Annotated in this window: 17 protein-coding genes; 13 read left to right on the forward strand and 4 right to left on the reverse strand. The window is 33.1% G+C overall.

Going from position 1 to position 22,425, the window contains the following annotated elements; genetic code table 11:
- Nucleotides 1-93: 93 nt before the first annotated feature.
- On the reverse strand, nt 94-654 hold the full coding sequence (cudC, locus tag ACW5YJ_RS02910; protein ID WP_107552188.1) for a choline uptake/conversion transcriptional regulator CudC: 561 nt from the start codon (nt 652-654) through the stop codon (nt 94-96).
- A gap of 198 nt (nt 655-852) precedes the next feature.
- Here cudC and betB point away from each other — a divergent pair, with 198 nt between their 5' ends.
- Together betB and betA are read left to right on the forward strand one after the other, a co-directional pair.
- Nucleotides 853-2,346 carry a betaine-aldehyde dehydrogenase gene (betB, locus tag ACW5YJ_RS02915; RefSeq protein WP_017723884.1) on the forward strand — a complete coding sequence of 498 codons (1,494 nt, stop codon included), beginning with the start codon at nt 853-855 and terminating at the stop codon, nt 2,344-2,346.
- Nucleotides 2,347-2,405: 59 nt separating this feature from the next.
- Nucleotides 2,406-4,088, forward strand: a complete 1,683-nt coding sequence (gene betA, locus ACW5YJ_RS02920) for a choline dehydrogenase (RefSeq protein WP_017723883.1) — start codon at nt 2,406-2,408, stop codon at nt 4,086-4,088.
- A 369-nt stretch (nt 4,089-4,457) separates the two neighbouring features.
- Here betA and ACW5YJ_RS02925 read toward each other — a convergent pair whose 3' ends face one another.
- Nucleotides 4,458-6,620, reverse strand: a complete 2,163-nt coding sequence (locus ACW5YJ_RS02925; protein ID WP_119603971.1) for a bifunctional glycosyltransferase/CDP-glycerol:glycerophosphate glycerophosphotransferase — start codon at nt 6,618-6,620, stop codon at nt 4,458-4,460.
- Between the two features lie 473 nt (nt 6,621-7,093).
- On the opposite strand from ACW5YJ_RS02925, the gene ACW5YJ_RS02930 reads away from it, so the two are divergent.
- The 3 genes from ACW5YJ_RS02930 to ACW5YJ_RS02940 all read left to right on the forward strand — a co-directional run bounded on the left by ACW5YJ_RS02930 (nt 7,094) and on the right by ACW5YJ_RS02940 (nt 10,015).
- On the forward strand, nt 7,094-7,531 hold the full coding sequence (locus ACW5YJ_RS02930; protein WP_107552192.1) for a GNAT family N-acetyltransferase: 438 nt from the start codon (nt 7,094-7,096) through the stop codon (nt 7,529-7,531).
- Between the two features lie 245 nt (nt 7,532-7,776).
- Nucleotides 7,777-8,403: a nitroreductase family protein gene (locus ACW5YJ_RS02935; RefSeq protein WP_017723880.1), complete on the forward strand. Its 627-nt coding sequence runs from the start codon at nt 7,777-7,779 to the stop codon at nt 8,401-8,403.
- A 472-nt stretch (nt 8,404-8,875) separates the two neighbouring features.
- Nucleotides 8,876-10,015: a CapA family protein gene (locus tag ACW5YJ_RS02940; RefSeq protein ID WP_017723879.1), complete on the forward strand. Its 1,140-nt coding sequence runs from the start codon at nt 8,876-8,878 to the stop codon at nt 10,013-10,015.
- 56 nt (nt 10,016-10,071) lie between these two features.
- On the opposite strand, the gene ACW5YJ_RS02945 is transcribed toward ACW5YJ_RS02940, so the two are convergent.
- Nucleotides 10,072-11,013, reverse strand: coding sequence for a nucleoside hydrolase (locus ACW5YJ_RS02945; RefSeq protein WP_457338462.1), 942 nt, complete (start codon nt 11,011-11,013; stop codon nt 10,072-10,074).
- A gap of 296 nt (nt 11,014-11,309) precedes the next feature.
- On the opposite strand from ACW5YJ_RS02945, the gene ACW5YJ_RS02950 reads away from it, so the two are divergent.
- From ACW5YJ_RS02950 to argB, 6 genes are all read left to right on the forward strand, one after another.
- Nucleotides 11,310-12,710, forward strand: a complete 1,401-nt coding sequence (locus ACW5YJ_RS02950; protein WP_017723877.1) for an MFS transporter — start codon at nt 11,310-11,312, stop codon at nt 12,708-12,710.
- 560 nt (nt 12,711-13,270) lie between these two features.
- Complete coding sequence (locus tag ACW5YJ_RS02955; protein WP_107551483.1) at nt 13,271-14,911, forward strand: APC family permease; 1,641 nt, start codon at nt 13,271-13,273, stop codon at nt 14,909-14,911.
- 459 nt (nt 14,912-15,370) lie between these two features.
- Nucleotides 15,371-16,561 (forward strand): ornithine--oxo-acid transaminase, encoded by a 1,191-nt coding sequence (gene rocD / locus ACW5YJ_RS02960; protein ID WP_119603599.1) that lies wholly within the window; start codon nt 15,371-15,373, stop codon nt 16,559-16,561.
- A 42-nt stretch (nt 16,562-16,603) separates the two neighbouring features.
- Entirely contained in the window at nt 16,604-17,635 is a 1,032-nt protein-coding gene (gene argC, locus ACW5YJ_RS02965) for an N-acetyl-gamma-glutamyl-phosphate reductase (protein WP_119603598.1), read from the forward strand.
- Between the two features lie 23 nt (nt 17,636-17,658).
- Nucleotides 17,659-18,897, forward strand: coding sequence for a bifunctional glutamate N-acetyltransferase/amino-acid acetyltransferase ArgJ (gene argJ, locus ACW5YJ_RS02970; RefSeq protein WP_107551486.1), 1,239 nt, complete (start codon nt 17,659-17,661; stop codon nt 18,895-18,897).
- A 12-nt stretch (nt 18,898-18,909) separates the two neighbouring features.
- Entirely contained in the window at nt 18,910-19,671 is a 762-nt protein-coding gene (argB, locus tag ACW5YJ_RS02975) for an acetylglutamate kinase (protein WP_107551487.1), read from the forward strand.
- A gap of 127 nt (nt 19,672-19,798) precedes the next feature.
- On the opposite strand, the gene ACW5YJ_RS02980 is transcribed toward argB, so the two are convergent.
- Nucleotides 19,799-21,034, reverse strand: coding sequence for an ArgE/DapE family deacylase (locus tag ACW5YJ_RS02980; protein ID WP_017723871.1), 1,236 nt, complete (start codon nt 21,032-21,034; stop codon nt 19,799-19,801).
- Nucleotides 21,035-21,239: 205 nt separating this feature from the next.
- Between ACW5YJ_RS02980 and ACW5YJ_RS02985 the strand changes: the two genes are divergently transcribed.
- Both ACW5YJ_RS02985 and ssuE read left to right on the forward strand, forming a co-directional pair.
- A complete protein-coding gene (locus ACW5YJ_RS02985) occupies nt 21,240-21,629 on the forward strand; it encodes a DUF1398 family protein (protein ID WP_017723870.1) in 390 nt (129 codons plus the stop codon).
- Between the two features lie 170 nt (nt 21,630-21,799).
- Entirely contained in the window at nt 21,800-22,339 is a 540-nt protein-coding gene (gene ssuE / locus ACW5YJ_RS02990) for an NADPH-dependent FMN reductase (RefSeq protein ID WP_017723869.1), read from the forward strand.
- Nucleotides 22,340-22,425: the final 86 nt, after the last annotated feature.

The raw sequence follows: 22,425 nt of genomic DNA on the forward strand, positions 1-22,425 counted from the left end.
CGAACAAGATTAAATTAAGTATATAGGACAAAAATGAAGGCGAATCATTAACAGAATAAGTAATGTGACCTTTATTCTTATAAATTTGAAAACTTATTCTTCTCTGTGCGTTTCTTTTGGTATAGGGAAGTATTTAAATATTTCGCCGCTTTCAAGCGCATCACTTAATTGATCTAACCATTCATAATAAGGCAATGTATCAACGAGTTGCTGTTTAGTTTCAAGTGCATCACTCTTAGTAGCCTCATCAACGTTTTTATCATTAATGATGTTATCTAAAATTGCAACTGAATCATGGACAGCTTCAGCATTAATGACAATTTCTCTCCTCCATTTTCGAGTGAAGAAATTTCTGAAGAAGTTAAAGAAATCTTTTTCGGCTATGAAATGCTGTTTTCTACTTCCACGTGTGAATTGTTGTTTTACTATATCAAATTCTTGGAGTCTTTTAACGCCAGCACTCATACTCGGCTTACTCATTTGTAATTGTTCGCGCATTTCGTCCAACGTCATACTATCTTCGAAAAGCATAGTACCGAATAAATTTCCGACACTTCTATTGATACCATATAAATCCATTGTCTCACCAATTGCATTGATAACAATGTCTTTGGCTTCGTCTAATTGATTTTCAGGGTTATTAGAATGTACCAATTTGTACACCTCCGGTTAAATTTTTTAAGTTCAAACTAAGGAAAGACAATTAATCTAAGTAATATAGATACCAGACCATAATTGAAAATGAGTGTGTAATATTTGAACTCGTTTGACACCCTTTCAATTACTATGCTAACATAAACTCTATAAAATTCGTTAAATAAAAATTTAACAAACTTAACGGAGGTAATTTTAATGGAACTTGTAAAAAATTTATCTCGTCGTCAATTTATTGATGGTGAGTGGGTTGAAAGCTCAAATAAAGAAACAAGAAAAATTATTAATCCATTTAATCAAGAAGTGATTTTTGAAGTTGCAGAAGGAACAGCTGATGATAGCGAGCGTGCAATATTGGCAGCTAGACGCGCTTTTGAAGATGGCGAATGGGCTAACGAAACAAGTGAAACTCGCGGTAAGAAAGTAAGAGCAATCTCTGACTTAATCGTTAAGCATCGTGAAGAATTAGCTAAACTTGAAACATTAGACACTGGTAAGACGTTAGAAGAATCTTATGCTGACATGGACGATATTGCTAATGTATTTAATTTCTTTGCTGGACTCGCAGACAAAGATGGTGGTGAAATTATAGATTCACCAATTCCAAATACAGAGAGTAAAGTTATCAAAGAACCAATTGGTGTTGTTACACAAATCACACCGTGGAATTATCCTTTACTTCAAGCATCTTGGAAAATAGCACCTGCATTAGCTTCAGGATGTTCATTAGTCATGAAGCCGAGTGAAATTACTCCGTTAACAACTATTCGTGTATTTGAATTGATGGAAGAAGTAGGTTTTCCACAAGGTGTGATTAACCTTGTACTAGGTAAAGGTTCAGAAGTAGGTGAGCCCTTATCATCACATAAAGAAGTGGACCTAGTATCATTTACTGGCGGTATTCAAACAGGTAAACATATTATGAAAAATGCGGCAGATCATGTAACAAATATTGCTTTAGAATTAGGCGGTAAAAATCCAAATATTATATTTGATGATGCTGATTTTGATTTAGCAGTAGATCAAGCGTTGAATGGTGGATTTTTCCATGCAGGTCAAGTTTGTTCTGCAGGCGCGAGAATTATTGTGCATAAGGATATTAAAGAAAAATTTGAAGCAGCACTTATAAAAAGAATAAAAAATATTAAATTAGGTAATGGTTTTGACGAAGATACAGAAATGGGACCAGTCATCTCAGCAGAACACCGTGAAAAAATTGAAAACTATATGGAAGTTGCTAAATCTGAGAATGCAACGATTGCAATTGGCGGTAAACGCCCTGAACGTGAAGATTTACAAAACGGTTTCTTCTTTGAACCAACAGTTATTACGGATTGTGATACGTCAATGCGTATTGTACAAGAAGAAGTGTTTGGACCTGTTGTAACGATTGAAAGTTTCACAACTGAAGCAGAAGCAATCGAACTTGCTAACGATTCAATTTACGGATTAGCAGGTGGCGTGTTTACAAATGATGTTGGAAAAGCAGAACGTGTAGCAAATAAATTGAAAATGGGTACCGTTTGGATTAACGATTTCCATCCATATTTTGCACAAGCACCATGGGGTGGATATAAACAATCAGGTATTGGTAGAGAGCTTGGTAAAGCAGGATTAGCTGAATATCAAGAAGAAAAACATATTTTACGTAATACAAATCCAGAGCCAGTCAATTGGTTCGGTAAAGCATAACTAAATTACAAATAAAGAAGGCTAAATAACATTTAATAAATTCAGGAGGCAGTATAACAATGAAAGAATCATATGATTATATCATCATAGGGGGCGGTAGCGCCGGTTCAGTACTAGGTGGCCGTTTAAGTGAGGACGTATCAAATAATGTACTTGTATTAGAAGCGGGACGTAGTGATTATCCATGGGACTTATTAATACAAATGCCAGCAGCTTTAATGTATCCTGCTGGAAATAAATTATATGATTGGATTTATGAAACGACGCCAGAACCACATATGGGCGGTCGTAAAGTTGGTCATGCACGTGGTAAAGTTTTAGGAGGTTCAAGTTCAATTAACGGTATGATTTACCAAAGAGGTAACCCGATGGATTATGAAAAATGGGCTAAACCTGAAGGTATGGATTCATGGGATTTCGCACATTGTTTACCGTATTTCAAACGACTAGAAACAACATTTGGTTCTACTAAAGATGATCCTTACCGCGGACATCATGGACCAATCAAGTTAAGACGTGGTCCTGCTGATAACCCATTATTCCAAGCATTTTTTGATGCAGGCGTAGAGGCAGGTTATAATAAAACTCCAGATGTAAATGGTTTCCGTCAAGAAGGTTTTGGACCATTTGACAGCCAAGTGCATAATGGACGTCGTGTATCGGCTTCCAGAGCGTATTTACATCCAGCGATGAAACGTAAAAACTTAGAAGTACAAACACGTGCCTTTGTTACTAAATTAAACTTTGAAGGTAATAAAGTTACAGGGGTAACATTCAAGAAAAATGGTAAAGAGCATACAGTAAATGCGAAAGAAGTTATCTTATCCGGTGGTGCAATTAACTCACCACAATTATTACAATTATCAGGAATAGGTGATTCTGAACACTTACGTTCATTAGGCATTGAACCTCGTATTCACTTACCAGGTGTTGGTGAAAACTTTGAAGATCATTTAGAAGTTTACGTGCAACATGCATGTAAACAGCCAGTATCAATGCAACCAAGTTTAAATAAATTGAAGATGCCATTTATTGGTTTACAATGGATCTTAGGGCGTAAAGGTGCAGCAGCATCAAATCACTTTGAAGGTGGCGGATTCGTTCGCTCTAATGATGAAGTAGATTATCCAAACTTAATGTTCCACTTCTTGCCAATCGCAGTAAGATACGATGGTACAAAAGCGCCAGCTGCGCATGGATACCAAGTGCACGTTGGACCTATGTACTCAAATTCTCGTGGTCACTTGAAGATTAAATCAAAAGACCCATTTGAAAAACCTGAATTTGTATTCAACTACTTATCTACTGAAGAAGATAAGCGCGAGTGGGTTGAAGCTATTAAAGTAGCTAGAAATATCTTGAAACAAAAAGCATTAGATCCTTTCAATGGTGGAGAAATTTCACCTGGGCCTGAAGTACAAACAGATGAAGAGATTATAGAGTGGGTAAAACGTGATGGTGAAACTGCTCTACATCCATCATGTAGTTGTAGAATGGGTCCTGCTTCAGATGAAATGTCTGTTGTAGATCCAGAAACATTCAAGGTTCATGGTATGGAGAATTTACGAGTGGTGGATGCTTCGGTAATGCCACGTACAACAAATGGTAATATCCATTCTCCAGTACTAATGATGGCAGAAAAAGCTTCTGATATCATTCGTGGTAAGAAACCATTAGAACCAGAATACATTGATTTTTATCGTCATGGTGTACATGATAAAGACGCCGGTACAGTTAAGTAAACACTAGATTTTTAGTTTAATATAGATAATCTTAAGGCTGAGACAACTTTTAATAGTCTCAGCCTTAATCTTTATATTAGCAGTAGATAATGGCCTAATTTTATATAAATTAGGTTTTTTTTAATTACATACTGTTTTATGAATAATAGACAATCTGATTTTATATGTTTAGAGTTTATCGTAAAATAAAAAATTGAAATACAAAAAAGAGCCCGTAATGCACGGACTCTTTCTTTATTCAGAGGCGACTTATGCACAAGCACTAGTATAGCTCTGTTTATTTTATTATTAGCCTTGTTAGTAATTAAGTCTCAATGAAATGACTGTAATTAAATTTAGGTTGTTATAATACAATAGGGTAAAACTAAATTATTTATACTTTTTACCTGTAATTAAATCTGCAATTGCTTTAGAGCCTTTACCTTTTTCTAATGAACAGAAGTCATTATAGAATTTATCAATTTTATCTTTATAATCAATAGCTACTTGATCTAAGTTTTTTAGATGTTCTGTTAACTGGTAAGCATCTTGATGGATAGGACCAGGTAAATCTTTGTGATAATCAAGATAGAAACCACGTAAGTCTTGTCCATATTTATCTAAATCATAAGCAAAAAAGAACTGTGGTCTTTTAAGCACGCCGTAATCAAACATTACAGATGAATAATCTGTAATTAGACAATCTGAAATTAAATATAATTCAGAGATATCACTATAGTTTGATACATCAATTGCAAAGTCTTCATAACCACGTAAATCTAACGCGTTAGAAATAAGGTAATGCATTCTTAGTAATACGACATATTCATCGCCTAATTGCGCTTGTAAGTTATCTAAGTCAATTTGTAGGTTGAATAGATATTTACCTTTTTTGACGAATTCATCGTCTCTCCACGTTGGCGCGTACATAATAACTTTCTTATCTGCAGGTAAGTTTAGGTTTTCTTTAATTTGCTGAATATATGCTTTATCGTTTGCGTGATTTACCAACACGTCATTTCTTGGGTATCCAATTTCAAGAATTTGTTCTGGATTCATCCAAAAAGCAGTTTCAAATATTTTAGATGAATAAGCATTAGGTGAAACAAGATAATCCCAACGGCTTGTTTCTTCTCTGAAATTACGTTTGTAATTATCAGTTGTTGTTCCGGGCATGCGAATCACTTTCATATCATTTGCCAGACGTTTCAAGGGTGTACCATGCCAATTTTGAATATAAACTTGGTTAGGCTTTTTATTTAAATATAAAGGTAGTCTTGCGTTAGTTACCCAATATTTAGCTGTTGAATAAGCCTCATAATATGCTTTAGACCCTTTTTTAACTTTTTTAGCCGATCCAGGTATTTGAACTTTCGAAGGATTCTTGAAGACCCATATAAATTCATAATTTGGGTGATGCTTCATCATATATTCATAAATATATTTAGGACTATCACTATAGTTTTTGCCGGCAAAGGCTTCGAATACGATTCTGTTATTCTTCACTTTATCTTCGCTATCAGTTAATTGATAAAGTGCACGATGTTTATTTTTTCTACGTAAAACAATGTTTTTAACTAAACGTGCTTGCTTTCTAAATTGGTTCACTTTAAAAGCAAAATTGCGTTTATTGAACATAAGCATTAATGATTCAATCATAAATAATGGTTTTTCATTTTTAAATATTGTAGGTAGTAATTCGCGCGTCACTTTTGGAAGTAATTCACTATTGTTTTCGTAACGTTCAGGTAGTTTTCTCAGTGATGGTTCAAAAGAACGTTTGAATAAGTTTTTCATTTTATTTTTAATGAATGCCTTGTTTTCTTTTAGTGGTGCGCGTTTAACAGAATCTGAGAAACTATAGACATAATCATTAAATATAATGCCGAAGTCTTGTTGAGATAATGCTGGTTTTAAAAATGGATCATAGATTTCCCCTTTAATATAGAAAGGGAATCGGCTGATACGCACGAAGTCGTTAGCATATTTAATGAATTCTAATATAAATGACCAATCAACAAAGATATTTAAGTCTTCGTTAAATTGTAGATTATGCCCACGTGCGATTGCCGTTTTGAAAATAATATTACAAACCGTTTGTTTACGTAAAAATTGGTTTGATTTTGTTTTTGTATTTAAATATTCTGTACGTACTAAATTTTGATCAACGTACTGAGGAATATCCAAAGTGAAAGAATGAATAGGTGCAATTAAAGCATCGAAACTATTCAACTTTTTCATGTAAAATGATAAAGCATAAGAAGCTAGATAATCATCTGAATCAATAAAAATAAAGTAAGGCGATTCAACTTCTTTAAGACCAATATTTCTGGCATGTGCATGGCCAGTATTCTGTGGTAAATCTATTACTTTAATGGGAATATCCCAATCTTTAGCAGTTTCTGTCGCTATTTTTTTTGAATTGTCAGTTGAACCATCATTAACTAAAATGAGTTCAAAATCTTGGAATCTTTGGTTTTTAAGACTACTCAAACATCTTTCGATATAATCTTCTGAGTTGTAATAAGTCACTATGACTGAAATGGACTTCATTATGTTCCCTCTTTTTTTAAATTTTCTCTATATTTTTATACAAGGTAAAATATTAACAAATATCAATCTCAAATATCAACTATTAATACATAGGTAGAAAGACTGATTTTGTAAAATACACTCTGAAATTATGGTATAGGTAGTATTGAATTATTAAATCTAAAGCACATATTATAGCATGGTTTAAAACTGTAATTGAAAATAAACGGGTTTAGATATTTATGCAAAAATAATTATAATTTGCTTTAGTTCTTTTTTGCCTATTTATTTTTTGTAAAAGTGCTACTAATATATTTTACTATAAATTTACAATTAATATAGTGTGTAATTAAAATTTAAAACATATTAAACGCTTACATTTAGTTAAATCTTTATCTCGTATGCAAAAAATAGATGTTTTAGGGAATTGAGGTATTAATTAAAGATAGATTGTGTGCGTGTACACAATGAAAAATGAAGGAGTGGAATATATTATGTCTATTAGAAAAGCGAATACTCAAGAGTTAGTAGAGATAAATCAAATGATACCAGATGTGTTTGAATCATCTGTAACTGTAAATTTTAATTTGAGTGAGGAGTGTATGCGTACGATGTCTAAGCAATTACAAGAAGAAGGTGCATCGTATTTTGTTTATTCTGAAGATGAGGTTATACGTGGGTTTGTACTTGTAGATAAGAAAATAGACGCTATTGAACAGAAAGAATATGGGTTTATTTATGAATTATATGTGTTAGAAGCTTATAGAAATCAAGGCATAGCTAAAAAGTTAATTCACTTTGTTAATGATTACTATAAAAAACACAATGTGAGTGAGGTAAGGCTCAACGTATATGCAGGGAACGATGCGAAATATTTATATGAAAAAATAGGCTTTCGTGAAAGAACTACTTCAATGTCTATTGATATTTAAATATGATTATTCAAAACTTTATGTAATTTGAATAAAATTACTTTAAATTGAGTTCAGATAATAACTTATTATTTATAAGAATGTCATTTCTTTTGGGAAAATTTTATGGATGTAAACATTGATTGGAATAAGGTTTTAGAATGTTTTGTTATGTTATGAAAATTATTTATAAACAAATGATTTGTAAAAGTGGTCAAATTGAGTATAATTTGATTTTGTTAAAAATAATTAAGGAGTAGAAAAGAATGATAAATAATAATTTTGAAGATATTTTAAACAATAGAAAATCAGTGAAAGTGTTTGACGACCAATTTAAAATCCCTAGAGAAGAAATGGACGAAATGATTCAAAAAGCAACAAAGGCCCCATCATCTGTTAACATGCAACCTTGGCGTTTTTTAGTAGTGGAAAGTGATGAAGGTAAAGATAAATTACGTCCGCTAATTCGTTTTAACACGCGTCAAAACGATACATCATCAGCAATGGTAGTTATTTTTGGTGATATGCAAAGTCAAACTTACGGTGAAGAAATTTATGGCAATGCTGTAAAACATGGCTTTATGCCAGAAGAAGTTAAAAATGAAATGTTAGATAAAGTTGTAGCGCTTTATGATAGTGCCCCTAAAGAGCAAATGAATGATATCGTTAAAATTGATAGTAGTTTAGCTGCAATGCAATTTATGTTAGTTGCTAAAGCACATGGATATGACACAAATCCGATTGGTGGATTCGAAAGTGATCAAATAGCTGATGCATTTAATATTGACTCACAACGTTATGTACCTGTATTAATCGTTGCTGTTGGGAAAGCAAAAAATCCAGCACATGATTCATATAGATTACCTACTGAAACTGTTACAAAATACGTTTAATCATTTATGTGACTGTAAGATAAGTAGCTAGATCATTTGTTTAGATATATTTGAATATAGAATTATCAAAAATAGAACAATAGATATTAAAGCGTATTTACATCTTGATGAGTTGACTAATATTTAAAGGTAGTTATTTCAAGGCTTTTAGCTATTTGTCAGCTCTGCAATATTCTATAGCTTGAGGTTGGGGCAAATTAATTGTCTCAGCCTTAATTATTGTATAAGACTTATACATGAGCGAGAGTTCAATTAAACCATTTTTCCTTATCATTACTAATTGACTTTGACAGTGATAGAAGATAACGAAAGTTTTAAAATAAATTAGATTTTTCTTTTATGCATTAACATTTTTCACTTTGATAAAATTAAAATACTTCGCCAATATAATTGAATCGTAGAATGATAAAAACTATACTGAAATTAACGAAAGTAGATATATAAGGTAATTCTTGATGAGAGGACGTCTTTGATGAGGTATCGTATACTTTTAGTTTTATTATTTTCACTTTTTTTAACTCTATGTATATTTTGTTTATCAGATCAAAAGAATTTAACTCATAAAGCATCTTTTTATGCAGTAGGTGATAATTTAATACATCCAGTTGTATATCGTGACGCATTACAAAGGAATGGTTCTTTCGATTTTGAACCTATGTACGAATCACTAAAGAAAGAAATACAAGCAGCAGATATTTCCTATGTAAATCAGGAATCGCCGATTGGTGGAGATGAAAAGGGACTTTCTGGATTTAAACAGTTCAATACGCCTAATGATATTGCTAGGGATGTTGTGGATACTGGTTTTAATGTAGTGAATGGTGCTAACAATCATGCTTTGGATCAAGGTACTGATGGATTATTAAATGAAATTAATGTGTGGGAACATTTTAAAGGTGTTTTTTATACAGGGACATTTAAATCACAAAGAGACAGGGATACAATCCCAACGTTTAATAAAAAAGGGATTAAAATTGCAATGCTAAGTTATACATACGGTACGAACGATATTAAACCGGAAAATAAATATCAAATAAACTACTTTAATGAGGAACAAATCAAAAAAGATGTAGCAAAAGCTAAAGAACAAAGTGATATGGTTATGGTATCGGCACATTGGGGTAATGAAGGCAAACACGAGCCTAATGCAAAACAGAAACAATACGCCAAGGTATTTGCTGATGCAGGCGTCGATGTAGTAATAGGAACACATCCTCACGTGATTCAGCCAATCCAATGGGTGAAGGGCAATGATAATCATCGAACATTGGTTGCTTATTCCCTGGGTAATTTCTTGAATGGCCAATCTACTGGTAATGAAAGTAATGCGCTAGGGGGCAACATTCAGTTTAATATTGAAAAACAACCTAAAGGCATAACAATTAAAGATGTAAAATGGAAGTCATTAGTAACGCATTATGAAATTGAGAATCCACTTGATAGTAAGACAAGGCAAAATTTTAAAATGTATCCACTGGCTGATTATACTAATAATAAAGCTAAGCAACACGCTTTGAATACGACTGCAGAAAATGAAATGACTAAAGATAAAATGGAATCTATTACTAAAAAAGTCATAGATAATCAATATTTAGATGACAGCAGTTATTAAAATTATACAATATAAAAACCCCTGAATTTTAATTTAAAATTCAGGGTTTTTTTCTATTACTTTGTAACTTTTTTAGCCAAATCAGTAATATATTTGAAGAAATTATCATGGTCAACATGGTCAATTACTGAAATTGGTCTACCATATTGATCATCGACATAAGTTTTACCTTGGCTAGGGCCCTCTGTGTATACAGATACATTTAAATCATGCTTACGAATCAGTTCAGGCATACCAACATAAGCTGTAGTTAAGACATCCCAAAGGAAATAAGTTGAATTCGTTTGGAAATGAGTCAATGGTGGAACAGCTGCATAACTTATACCTAAAAAATCCACGCCTGGATAATGGCGTTCATTCGCCCACGCTTGTCTAACCTCCCACGTTATAGGTACTTGATTGGTACTCTCTAAAGCAACCATATCTATTTTAATATCTGTATCAAAAACCGTTTTTACAGCTTCTGGATCCCAAAATGAATTCCATTCTGCAGTGCCGTCATGTTCAGGTTCTTCAACATTACCTTTCTCTAAAAATGTTCCCCCCATCCATACTAATCGTTCAATATTTTGAACAATTGTAGCATCTACAGTAATCGCTTTAGCTAAATCAGTAAGTGGTCCAGTAAAGAGTAAAGTAACTTTTTCAGGACTTCCCTGAATTTTATCGATTATATCTCGATAAGCTGCATGTTTTAGTATTTTAGAATAGTTATTTGTAGGTTCGTTTAAGATGGGTAACGCATCCATAAAGAAAGCGTGCATACGCCAATCTTTTGGAAATGGATTTTTACCACGTTCTTTTGAAGCGGCTATGTGAATTGGTTGTTTAGAGAAACGATTGATAATTTTTTGAGAAGCACTTACTGCAGGCTCGATATAACTATCTGCACCAATGGCACTGACACCAACAAGATTGATATCATCCATATGTAATAGAAGAAATAAGGAAATTAGGTCATCTACGCCCCCATCATGGTTAAAGTAAATTTGTTTCATTATTAAATACGCCTCCATAAGTTGTTGATGTTTTTATTATAACAAAATTTAACAGTATTAGTTATAAGCTGAAAAGTGATTGTGTAGCATTAATATAAGTTGTTTGGTAACTATAAATGTTAATTTAAGTTAAATATTTAAGTTGAATCTAATTGTTATTAAACGAGTTGTAAATATTAAATGGAAATACTTTTTTTGTAATTTGAATTGAGTATTATACAAATTTTAAGTGTTTACAAAATAATATAGAGGTTATGTTATATTAGATAGAAACAAATTAAGGGGTGTTTTTATTTGTGAAGTTTAAAAAGGAAAAAGTTAACAGAGTAGATTCGGACCAAGCAAAAAAAGGTGTGGTTGCTACAAGTATTGGTAATGCCATTGAATGGTTTGACTTTGGATTATATGCACAATTAGCAGTCATTCTAAGCGCAAATTTCTTTGGCAACTTACCACAAGAAATGCAAATAGTCTCTACGTTTGCTGTATTTGCTTTTGCATTTATTGTTAGACCTATCGGTGGTATATTCTTCAGTCATTTAGGGGATAAATATGGACGGAAAATTGTACTGTCGACAACAATAATACTTATGGCAGCATCCACACTGATGCTAGGCTTATTACCAACACAAGAACAAATTGGTATATGGGCACCGATTCTATTACTGGTAGTACGTATGATTCAATCATTCTCGACAGGTGGAGAATATGCAGGTGCAATGACTTATATTGCTGAAACATCTCCTGATAAGACTCGCGGTAAATTGGGAAGTGGTTTAGAAGTCGGTACACTTGCTGGTAATATAATGGCGGCGATTTTAGCGGGCTTGATGTATTCATTATTAAGTAATCAACAAATGGAAGATTGGGGTTGGAGAATTCCGTTTATTCTCGCCGCGCCTTTAGGTATTGTGGGGATTATTTTACGTTCAAGATTAGACGAAAGTCCTGCCTACGAATCTACATTAGAAGAAAAAGAGGAATTAGAATATTCTTATTTAGATATATTTAAATATTATTGGAGAGATGTTGTCGTTTGCTTCACTGGTGTTGCATTTTTGAATGTCGCAAACTATATGGTGCTCTCTTATATGCCTTCCTTCCTAAACTCAACCATTAACTTAGGTGGAACGATGGGTTCTATATTAAGTACTGTAACAATGTTAATCATGATACCTGCAGTGTTCTTCTTTGGTTGGTATAGTGATAAAGTTGGTAATAAACGGACAATAATATTTGGATTAGCAGGGTTTAGTTTGTTTTCAATACTTGCTTTTTGGTTAATGAGTATACCAATGATTCCATTCGTATTATTAGGCTTGTTTATTATTGCATTATTCATGTCTACATTTGAAGGTGTAATGCCTTCAGTCTTACCAAGTATGTTCCATACAAAAGTGAGACTACGTACGCTATCACTTGTATATAATATTGGGGCAGCAGTTTTTGGTGGTTTAACACCATTTATCTTGTCTACTTTAGTAGAAACTACAGGACAACAAATAGCACCATCTTATTATCTAATGTTTATTAATGTGATTGGACTCATTATTTTCATAACGATGTTTAAATCTACATCCAATAAGTCGCTTAGAGGTTCATATCCTAACGTCGAAACTCAAGCAGATTATGAAGATGTTGTAAAAAATCCTAACGATGCACTTTGGTGGGAAGAAGAAGAAAAACATAAAAAGTAAGTTCTAAATAAAGAACTAGCAGCTCTTTTTACAGAAGAGTTTCTATAATTAGGTAATTGTATATAATTGTTTAGTGATTTATTTAGTTTTTATATTTGTGTGACATTATAAAAAAAGCAGTATTTACAAGGTATTTTAAGAAATAAATGTAAATGCTGTTTTATTTTGTATTTATACACATTAAAAGTAAATGTGATATTAAATTTGTTTTTAAATGTACTATAAAATACGTTAAAGACTGGTGTTATAGGCTTCAAGCAACATTTACTACTTTTTAGAATTTATTTGTATTTATACTTTAAATGAATAAATGAGTAACATTAAAAAATAAGCCTTCACGTTGTTTGTATCGTGAGGTCAAAGTGTATAAATTGTGCAAAACTATCATACATTAGCCAGCTCTATATTGTATAAAAATACTGAAACATACATAGATTGGCACTTAGAATGTTGATTTGACTTGAATTGTAAACAGAGTATAATAACGAAATATACAAGGGAGTGTATAAAATTTACATTTTTTTGATATGAATATAAAAGATGTTTAAATAGGAGTAATTATGGAACAAAAGGATGAAAGTAATAAGATTAATTTACCGCAGTTGGTATTGCTAGGTTTAGGGTCGCTCATTGGTTCTGGTTGGTTATTCGGTGCCTGGGAAGCTTCATCTATAGCGGGCCCAGCTGCAATTATTTCATGGATTATAGGTTTTGTAGTCATTGGATCAATTGCTTATAACTACATAGAGATAGGTACGATGTTTCCACAATCAGGTGGAATGAGTAACTATGCACAATATACTCATGGTTCATTGTTAGGGTTTATTGCCTCTTGGGCTAACTGGGTGTCATTAGTAACTATTATCCCAATCGAAGCAGTATCAGCAGTACAATATATGAGTTCATGGCCATGGTCATGGGCAAAATTCACAACAGGTTTAATGAAAGATGGTTCTATAAGTAACGCTGGATTAATGGCAGTGTTTGTAATTATTATTATATTTTCGTTATTGAACTATTGGTCAGTTAAACTGTTAACTTCATTTACAAGTTTAATTTCAGTATTTAAATTAGGTGTACCGTTATTGACGATTATTATGTTAATAATTTCCGGTTTTGACACAGGAAATTATGGACATACAGTAGGTCAATTTATGCCTTATGGTTCAGCACCTATATTTGCAGCGACAACCGCTTCAGGTATTATCTTTTCTTTTAATGCATTTCAAACGATTATTAATATGGGCTCAGAAATACAAAAGCCCGAAAAAAATATCGCGCGAGGCATAGCTATTTCACTAACATTAAGTGCGGTGTTATACATAGTGCTTCAAAGTACATTTATTACATCAATGCCTAGTGACATGCTTCATGAAAATGGCTGGAGTGGTATTAATTTTAACTCTCCATTTGCTGATATGGCTATTCTTTTAGGTTTGAATTGGTTAGCTATTTTATTATATATGGAAGCTGTTGTTTCGCCATTTGGCACAGGTGTATCATTTGTTGCAGTAACTGGTCGTGTACTACGTGCAATGGAAAAAAATGGTCACATCCCTAAATTTTTAGGTAAGATGAATGAAAAATATAACATTCCACGTGTGGCTATTATTTTTAATGCCATTATTAGCATGTTAATGGTGTCATTGTTCCGTGATTGGGCGACATTAGCAAGTGTTATATCAACAGCAACACTAGTTGCCTATTTAACTGGACCGACAACAGTTATTTCATTACGAAAAATGGCTCCGAACATGCATAGACCGTTTCGTGCAAACTTGCTGAAATTTATGGCGCCATTCTCATTTGCGATGGCGTCGCTAGCGATTTATTGGGCGATGTGGCCGACAACTGCGCAAGTAATATTTATTATTATTTTAGGTTTACCAATCTACTTCTTTTATGAATATAAAATGAATTGGAAAAATACTAAAAAACAAATCGGAGGTAGTTTATGGATTATTTTATATCTTATAGTACTTGCTTTCTTATCATTTATAGGAAGTAAAGAATTTAAAGGTATGAACTGGATCCACTATCCATATGATTTTGTAGTAATTATCATCATTGCACTAATATTTTATAAAATTGGCACGTCTACTTATTTTGAAAGTATTTACTTCAAACGTGCTAAGAAGATAAATAATGATATGCGTATAGATTTAAAAGAGAAACATGAGGCAGGGCAAGGAGTAGAATGATTTTAATAGAGAAATATATATGAAGAGTGTTTTAACGATGTGTTATAGCACATAATAATGAACTAACATCTAACTTTAAACTTGTCTCAAACTATAGAGAAACAAGTCAACTTTGTGGGGCAAGCATACGGAATTAAATTATTTTGTAATTTCGTGTGCTCGCCTTCTTTTATTTACTTTTGTGTTTTGCATAATGAGTTAATCCTATTTTACTGGAGTACAATTTAACAGTATGCCATGTATTATGCAGAATAAATGCATATAAAATGATATATAACTTCACACTAATTATTTTGAAAATTTAGACAAATCACCTTCTTATTGCTATAAATCAAGGTTTTGAATAATTTTTTAGTGTAAAAATTCAAAAAAACCTTTGACTAATAGTAAAAACAAGCGTATTATATATGAATATTAATTCAAATTTAAGAATAAATATAAAAGGAATGAGGATTTTTGATGAACGATTTATTTGCACTAACAGATCAGTATAGTTCGAACAATTATAGCCCGCTGAAATTAGCATTGGCTAAAGGCCGTGGCGCTCAAGTTTGGGATGTAGAAGACAATAATTATATAGATTGTGTTTCGGGTTTCTCAGTCGTCAATCAAGGACATTGTCATCCTAAAATTATAAAAGCATTTCAAGAACAAAGTGAAAAAATAACAATGGTTTCTCGAGCTTTATATAGTGACAACCTAGGAAAATGGGAAGAAAAGATATGCTCACTTGCTAATAAAGAAAAGGTACTTCCAATGAACACAGGTACTGAAGCTATTGAAACAGCGATTAAAATCGCTCGTAAATGGGGCACAGATATTAAAGGTATTGCCGATGGTGAAGGTGAAATCATAGCGATGAATGGTAACTTCCATGGTCGTACACTAGGTGCTTTATCGCTATCTTCTCAAGAAAGTTATAAACAAGGTTTTGGACCATTGTTAGATAACGTTCACTACACTGACTTTGGTGATTTAAGTCATTTAAAAGATTTAATTAATAAAAATACAACAGCTATTATATTAGAACCTATTCAAGGTGAGGGCGGGGTTAATATTCCACCCGATGATTTTATAAAAGAAGTACGTAAGTTATGCGATGAACATAATGTGTTATTTATTGCAGATGAAATACAGGTAGGCCTTGGACGTACAGGTAAAATGTTTGCTATGGAATGGGAAGGTGTAGAACCTGATATTTATTTACTCGGTAAGTCACTTGGCGGAGGCCTTTATCCAATATCAGCAGTATTAGCTAACCACGACGTGATGGACGTATTAACGCCAGGGACGCATGGATCTACATTTGGAGGTAATCCACTTGCTTGTGCAGTTTCAATGGCTGCCTTAGATGTACTAATCGAAGAACAGCTAATAAAGAATTCTGCAGACCTTGGACAAAAGTTATTAAATGAATTACAACTTATAGACAGTAATATTATCTCTGACGTGAGAGGTAGGGGATTATTTATCGGATTAGAATTAACAGAAGCAGCGCAGCCATATTGCTTAGAGATGATTGACAAAGGTGTGTTATGTAAAGAAACACAAGGCAATATTATTCGTATTGCGCCACCACTAGTTATTAATGAACAAGAGATAGATAAAGTAATTAGCGTAATTACAGAAGTATTAGAAAAAGAAAAATAATAGCGTTTTAAAAGACCGAATATTCAGAAAGGACTGAACGTCATGACAGATGTTGGTATTGTTGGAGGTAGTGGTTATGGAGCTATTGAATTAATTAGGTTATTAATACATCATCCATATGTAAATGTTAAATATATATTCTCACATTCAAAAATTGATGAACCAATCAAAGAAACATTTCCTCACTTGAGTCACTTAACACATCAATATGAAGCGCTAAATAGTGAATGTATTGACTGTGATGTTGTATTTTTTGCAACACCTTCTAATATAAGTAAAGATTTAGCACCGTCATTAATTGAAAGAAATATTAAGGTTATTGATTTGTCGGGTGATTTCAGATTGGATGATAGGGCAGTATATAAACAATTCTATGGTGAAACAGCAGCACCACAAGAACAATTAGAAAAAGCCAATTATAGTATCGCTGAGTGGTCGAATATTGAACCGAATAATACGCAATTAGTTGCCAATCCCGGTTGTTTCCCTACTGCTACATTGTTAGCTTTACATCCACTCGTTGATCAACAAATCATTAACAATGATTCTATTATAATTGATGCTAAAACGGGTGTGTCAGGTGCGGGTCGATCACTAGCGCAACATGTCCATTATTCAGAGATGAATGAAAACTTTAGCGCTTATGCGATAGGTAAGCATAAACATAAACCTGAAATAGAGCAGTATATTTCAAAGCTAGCAAATGAAAATGTAAAGGTAGTATTTACCCCACATCTCGTACCGATGACAAGAGGTATATTATCAACAATTTATGTAAAACTTAATAAACATATGACCAACGAAGATTTACATGCAACTTTCACAGATTATTATGATGATAAATCATTTGTTCGTATTAGAGATATTGGTATTTATCCGAAAACAAAAGAAGTCTATGGCAGTAATTTTTGTGATATTGGGATTTATGTCGATGAAGATAGTCAAAATGCAATTATTGTATCGGTAATTGACAACTTAGTTAAAGGGGCAAGCGGCCAAGCGATACAAAACTTGAACTTAATGTATGGATGGAAAGAAAATACAGGATTAATTCAAACACCAGTATATCCATAAGTTAATTTGAAAGGGGAGAGAAGATGATAGATATTGAAACGATTGATACATTAAACCAATTAAATATAAATTTACAAGGTGATGTAAGTTCACCGTTAGGTTATATTGCAGGCGGTTTTCATGCAGGATTAAGAAGAAAGAAAAAAGACTTCGGTTGGATTTATTCGACTACAGAAGCGACAGCTACAGGTGTATATACACTGAACCGTTTTAAGGCTGCTCCTTTAAAAATAACTGAAGATAGCATTAATGCTAATAAAACATTACAAGCAATTGTGGTAAATTCAGCAAATGCGAACTCATGTACAGGCGAAAAAGGCATGCAAGATGCTCTAGATACACAATCTTGGGTAGCAGAACATTTGAATATTAATCAACAAAACGTTGGTGTTGCATCTACTGGCGTTGTTGGTGCGTTCTTACCTATGGATAAAATTCATTATGGCACACAGCATGTTTTGAAAGAAGAATATAATAATAGTCAATTTTTCAATCAAGCCATTTTAACAACAGATACTGCGACTAAACATTTATCAGTACAAGTTGAGATTGATGGTAAGACAGTAACTATTGGTGGTAGTGCTAAAGGTTCTGGTATGATACATCCAAATATGGCTACAATGCTTGGATTTATAACAACTGATGCTAATATTGATGCGGATACTTTGGACTATTGCCTGAAGCAAGCAACAGATCAGTCGTTTAATATGATTACAGTTGATGGTGATACAAGCACAAATGACATGGTACTATGTATGGCTAATGGCCAAGCGAACAATAGTAAAATTGACGCCTTACATCCAGAATGGCATAAATTTGTATATGCCTTTAATTTTGTAAGTCAATATCTTGCGAAATCAATTGCTAAAGATGGCGAAGGTGCGACGAAATTGGTTACTGCAAAGGTGACAGGTGCGCCTAATGTCAAAGAAGCTAAAAAAATTGCTAAAAGTATCGTGTCTTCTAATTTGGTGAAAACTGCTATACATGGTGAAGATGCAAACTTTGGTAGAATTGTAACTGCAATAGGTTACGCATCACAATTTGTAGAACCAAATGAGACAAATGTTTCTTTTTGTCAATTACCAGTGCTAGAACAAGGAATTCATTTAGCGTTTGATGAACAGTTATTAAAAGAACGTCTAACAGAAGATAACATTGTAATAGAAGCTTCAGTTGGAAACGGTGATGGTGAAGCGGCAGCATATGGTTGTGATTTATCATATGAATATGTGCGCATTAACGCATCGTATAGAACATAAGGAGTGTGTCAGATGAGTTATATTGTTATAAAAATAGGCGGTAGCACCTTAACTAATTTACATGATTCGACGATTGAGGATATCTCTAAGTTAAAGCAACAAGGCTATCAACCCATTATAGTTCATGGTGGCGGGCCATTTATAAATAAGGCATTAGAGCAACAAGGTGTGGCGCCTTTGTTTGAAGATGGTTTAAGAGTTACGACAGAAGAAGTATTGTCAGTAACTAGTCAAACGTTAATAGGTACTGTAAACCCAGATCTAGTAAGCAAAATTAATCAATCTAATATGCAAAGTATTGGTATGAATGGCATAGATGCTAAACTTTTTGATGTAGCGCCACTAGACGAGAAATATGGATACGTAGGTGAACCCAAAGATATAAATACATCTGTATTTGATAAAGTAACGGACCAATTTATTCCAGTTATTGCTTCAATTGGTATGAATCAAGCAACGTCACAATTATATAATATTAACGCGGATACATTAGCTTATAAAATAGCACAAGCACTTAATGCGCCACTCTATCTTTTAAGTGATATACCAGGCGTATTAATCGATAAAGAAGTGCAATCTACGTTGAACGCAGAACGTATTCAGTGTTTTATCGATCAAGAATTGATATATGGAGGAATGATTCCAAAAGTACAAGATGCAATTCAAGCAATTGAACTTGGCTGTCAGAAAGTTGTGATTGCAGCAGGAAGCGAATCACATATTATTCAAAAATTACAAGATGGCGAAAATGTAGGAACAACCATACAACAATAGATATATTTTGGGCAATAGTAACTGTATGTAGATTATTGATATATGCAATAACATAAAGAATATGAAAAAGGGCTTAAGTCTTATAATACATAAGAGTTAAGCCCTTTTTCATATTTAATGATTCATTCTATTTATGGTTGTTTGTGTAAGTAGTTAATAAGTCTGTATAGAAGTCAATAAATTTGAAGTACATTGATTTTTCAACTCGTTCGTCAATTTGGTGTGGTTTTTCACCAGGGCCAAATACTAAGAATGGGAAGTTTTCATCTTTACCACGTAATAAATTAGAAGCATCTGTAACGCCACCGATTGGAGCTGCAATGAAATCTTTATCAAACGCTGATTTAGCAATTGTTTGAGCAGTATCGATTAGGCTGTTTTCACCTGTAGTCAGAACAGGGTCTAAATCAAGATATAAATCACTTTCTAATCTAGCGCCGTTAGTATTATGTTTTTCAAGTGTATCGTCAAACAATGCTTTAACTTGATCGTTATTATACTCTGGAATTGTGCGAATATTAAAGTCTGCATCTGCATCTTCTGGTACAGAGTTGACTTGGACGCCGCCTTTAATTAAAGTGTTTGTGATTACAAGGCCTTGTAGAGCATTTTCAATTTCTTCTGCAGCATATGTTGCAGGTAGGGATTGTTTCATTCTATCTATAAAGTGAGTAAAATCTAAAGCATTGCCTTTTACTTCTTTGGAAATTTTATTGTAAGAAGCATCAATATCTTGAATAAATTCGATTAAGGGCTTAATTGCGTTAAAGCCGAGGATTGGCATTGAGCTATGTGCGGATGTACCGTGAGATTTTATACGATAGTCCATTGAACCTTTGTGTGCATAAACCATCATATCTTGGCATGGTTCAGCTATTACAAGTGCCTCCACATCGTCCATATAACCTTTTTCGTATAAACTTTGTGAACCAAGTTGCTCCATTTCTTCACCAGTTGTAGCTAAGAATTTAATACGTCCTTGTTTCAATGATTGTGTGTTGTTGATTTCAATTAATGCAATGGCTAAAGCGGCAAGCCCAGATTTCATATCTGCAGCGCCACGGCCATACAAGAAACCATCGTCTTCAGTTAATGTGAATGGCTCGTAAGTCCATTGGCTATGATCACCTTCAGAAACAACATCCATGTGACCGGAAATACCGATAACAGGTTGCCCTTCGCCAATTTCAGCAATTAAGTTAGCTCTACGGTCATCAATTTTATCAATCATAGAATCAATACCGTGTTGTGCAAATAGTTTTTGAATATATTCGCACACTTCAATTTCATTATCATTTACTGTGTTCATTGCCACAATATCAGATAAAATTTGTACTTTTTCTTCGTTGGAAAATGTACTCATAACATACCACTCCTTTTAAAAAACTATCACAATTATACATCTGGCAATTTAATTTGATAAGCAAAAGGACTTTTATTTAAAATCTTATAATAATTTTATTTGTTTTGTGTAAAGTTATTACAATATATTTGATTGTAGAAAACCTTGTTTTGTCAAACTATTAAAGGTATGATGGTGAAAAATAAAATACTGAGGGAGAAAGATTATGACTTTTTCATTGTCTGCAATTCAACAAGCACATCAACAATATACTGGGGTAGATTTTCCTAAACTATTTCAAGCGTTTAAAGCAATGGGTATAGCAATCAATACCGTTGATATTCAAAATGGAACTACAATATATACGCATCAAAGCGGAGAACAAATTATAGATAGAGGTGTGAAGAGTACTGTACCTATATCACACCATACAGACAAAGAGCAAATACAAGAATCATTGAAACAACATCAAATAGGTAAAACAGATTTTCCAAGCTTTTGTGATGAAATGGCTCAAGCAGGAATTTACAAGTGGCATATAGGTATTGAGGCTGGGACATGTACTTACGTAAATTTAAAAAATGAAATTGTTATAGTCGAACAGATTCCGCAATAATTATTTGATTGAGATATAAGTAAAGAATTGAGTTTTAAGACGAATGCTATGACAGTATTAATCATTGATGATACGGTAGGCTCATAGAATAATTATTATTTGAAGTCAGCATGTTTTGTGTTGTTTATTAGAGCGATGTTATATAAAGCTGAGGGAAGGGGTTCATTAATATGGCAAGTGTAGCAATTATTGCAGGTGGCAATAAAATACAATCACGTTTAACAGGTGTAGTGGATTATGCTGAACAATATCTGAATGATGTAGGTATTGATACTGACATCATTCATGTGCATCAGTTAGATGCAGAAGCATTAATTACAGCAGATTTTTCAAATGATTCAATTAATGAAACGCACAAAAAAATTGAAAATGCAGATGGCATTATCATCGTATCTCCAGTATTTAAAGCAGCATATTCAGGTATAGTTAAAACTTATCTCGATTTATTACCACGTGGTGCATTTACTGGGAAAACTGTATTACCTTTAGCATTAGGTGGCACATTTGCACATGTCCTTGCGATTCAATATAGCTTAGACCCAGTGATTAAAGAGCTAGGTGCAGATACGATTCATAAAGGTAGATTTATTTTAGATAAGCATATTACTGCAAATGAAGATGGGACATATGACTATGATCAAGAAGCGAAAGATGGACTGAATAAGACGTTAAAAAAGTTTGTCAGTGATAAATCTCAAATGACAGAATAAATTGAAGTCGAACTATGTGACACATGCGTATAGCATAAATGTATGGCATATGGCATGTGCATTAATATATTTAGCGATTTTAATTA

The organism is Staphylococcus sp. mip270_02, from assembly GCF_054031535.1.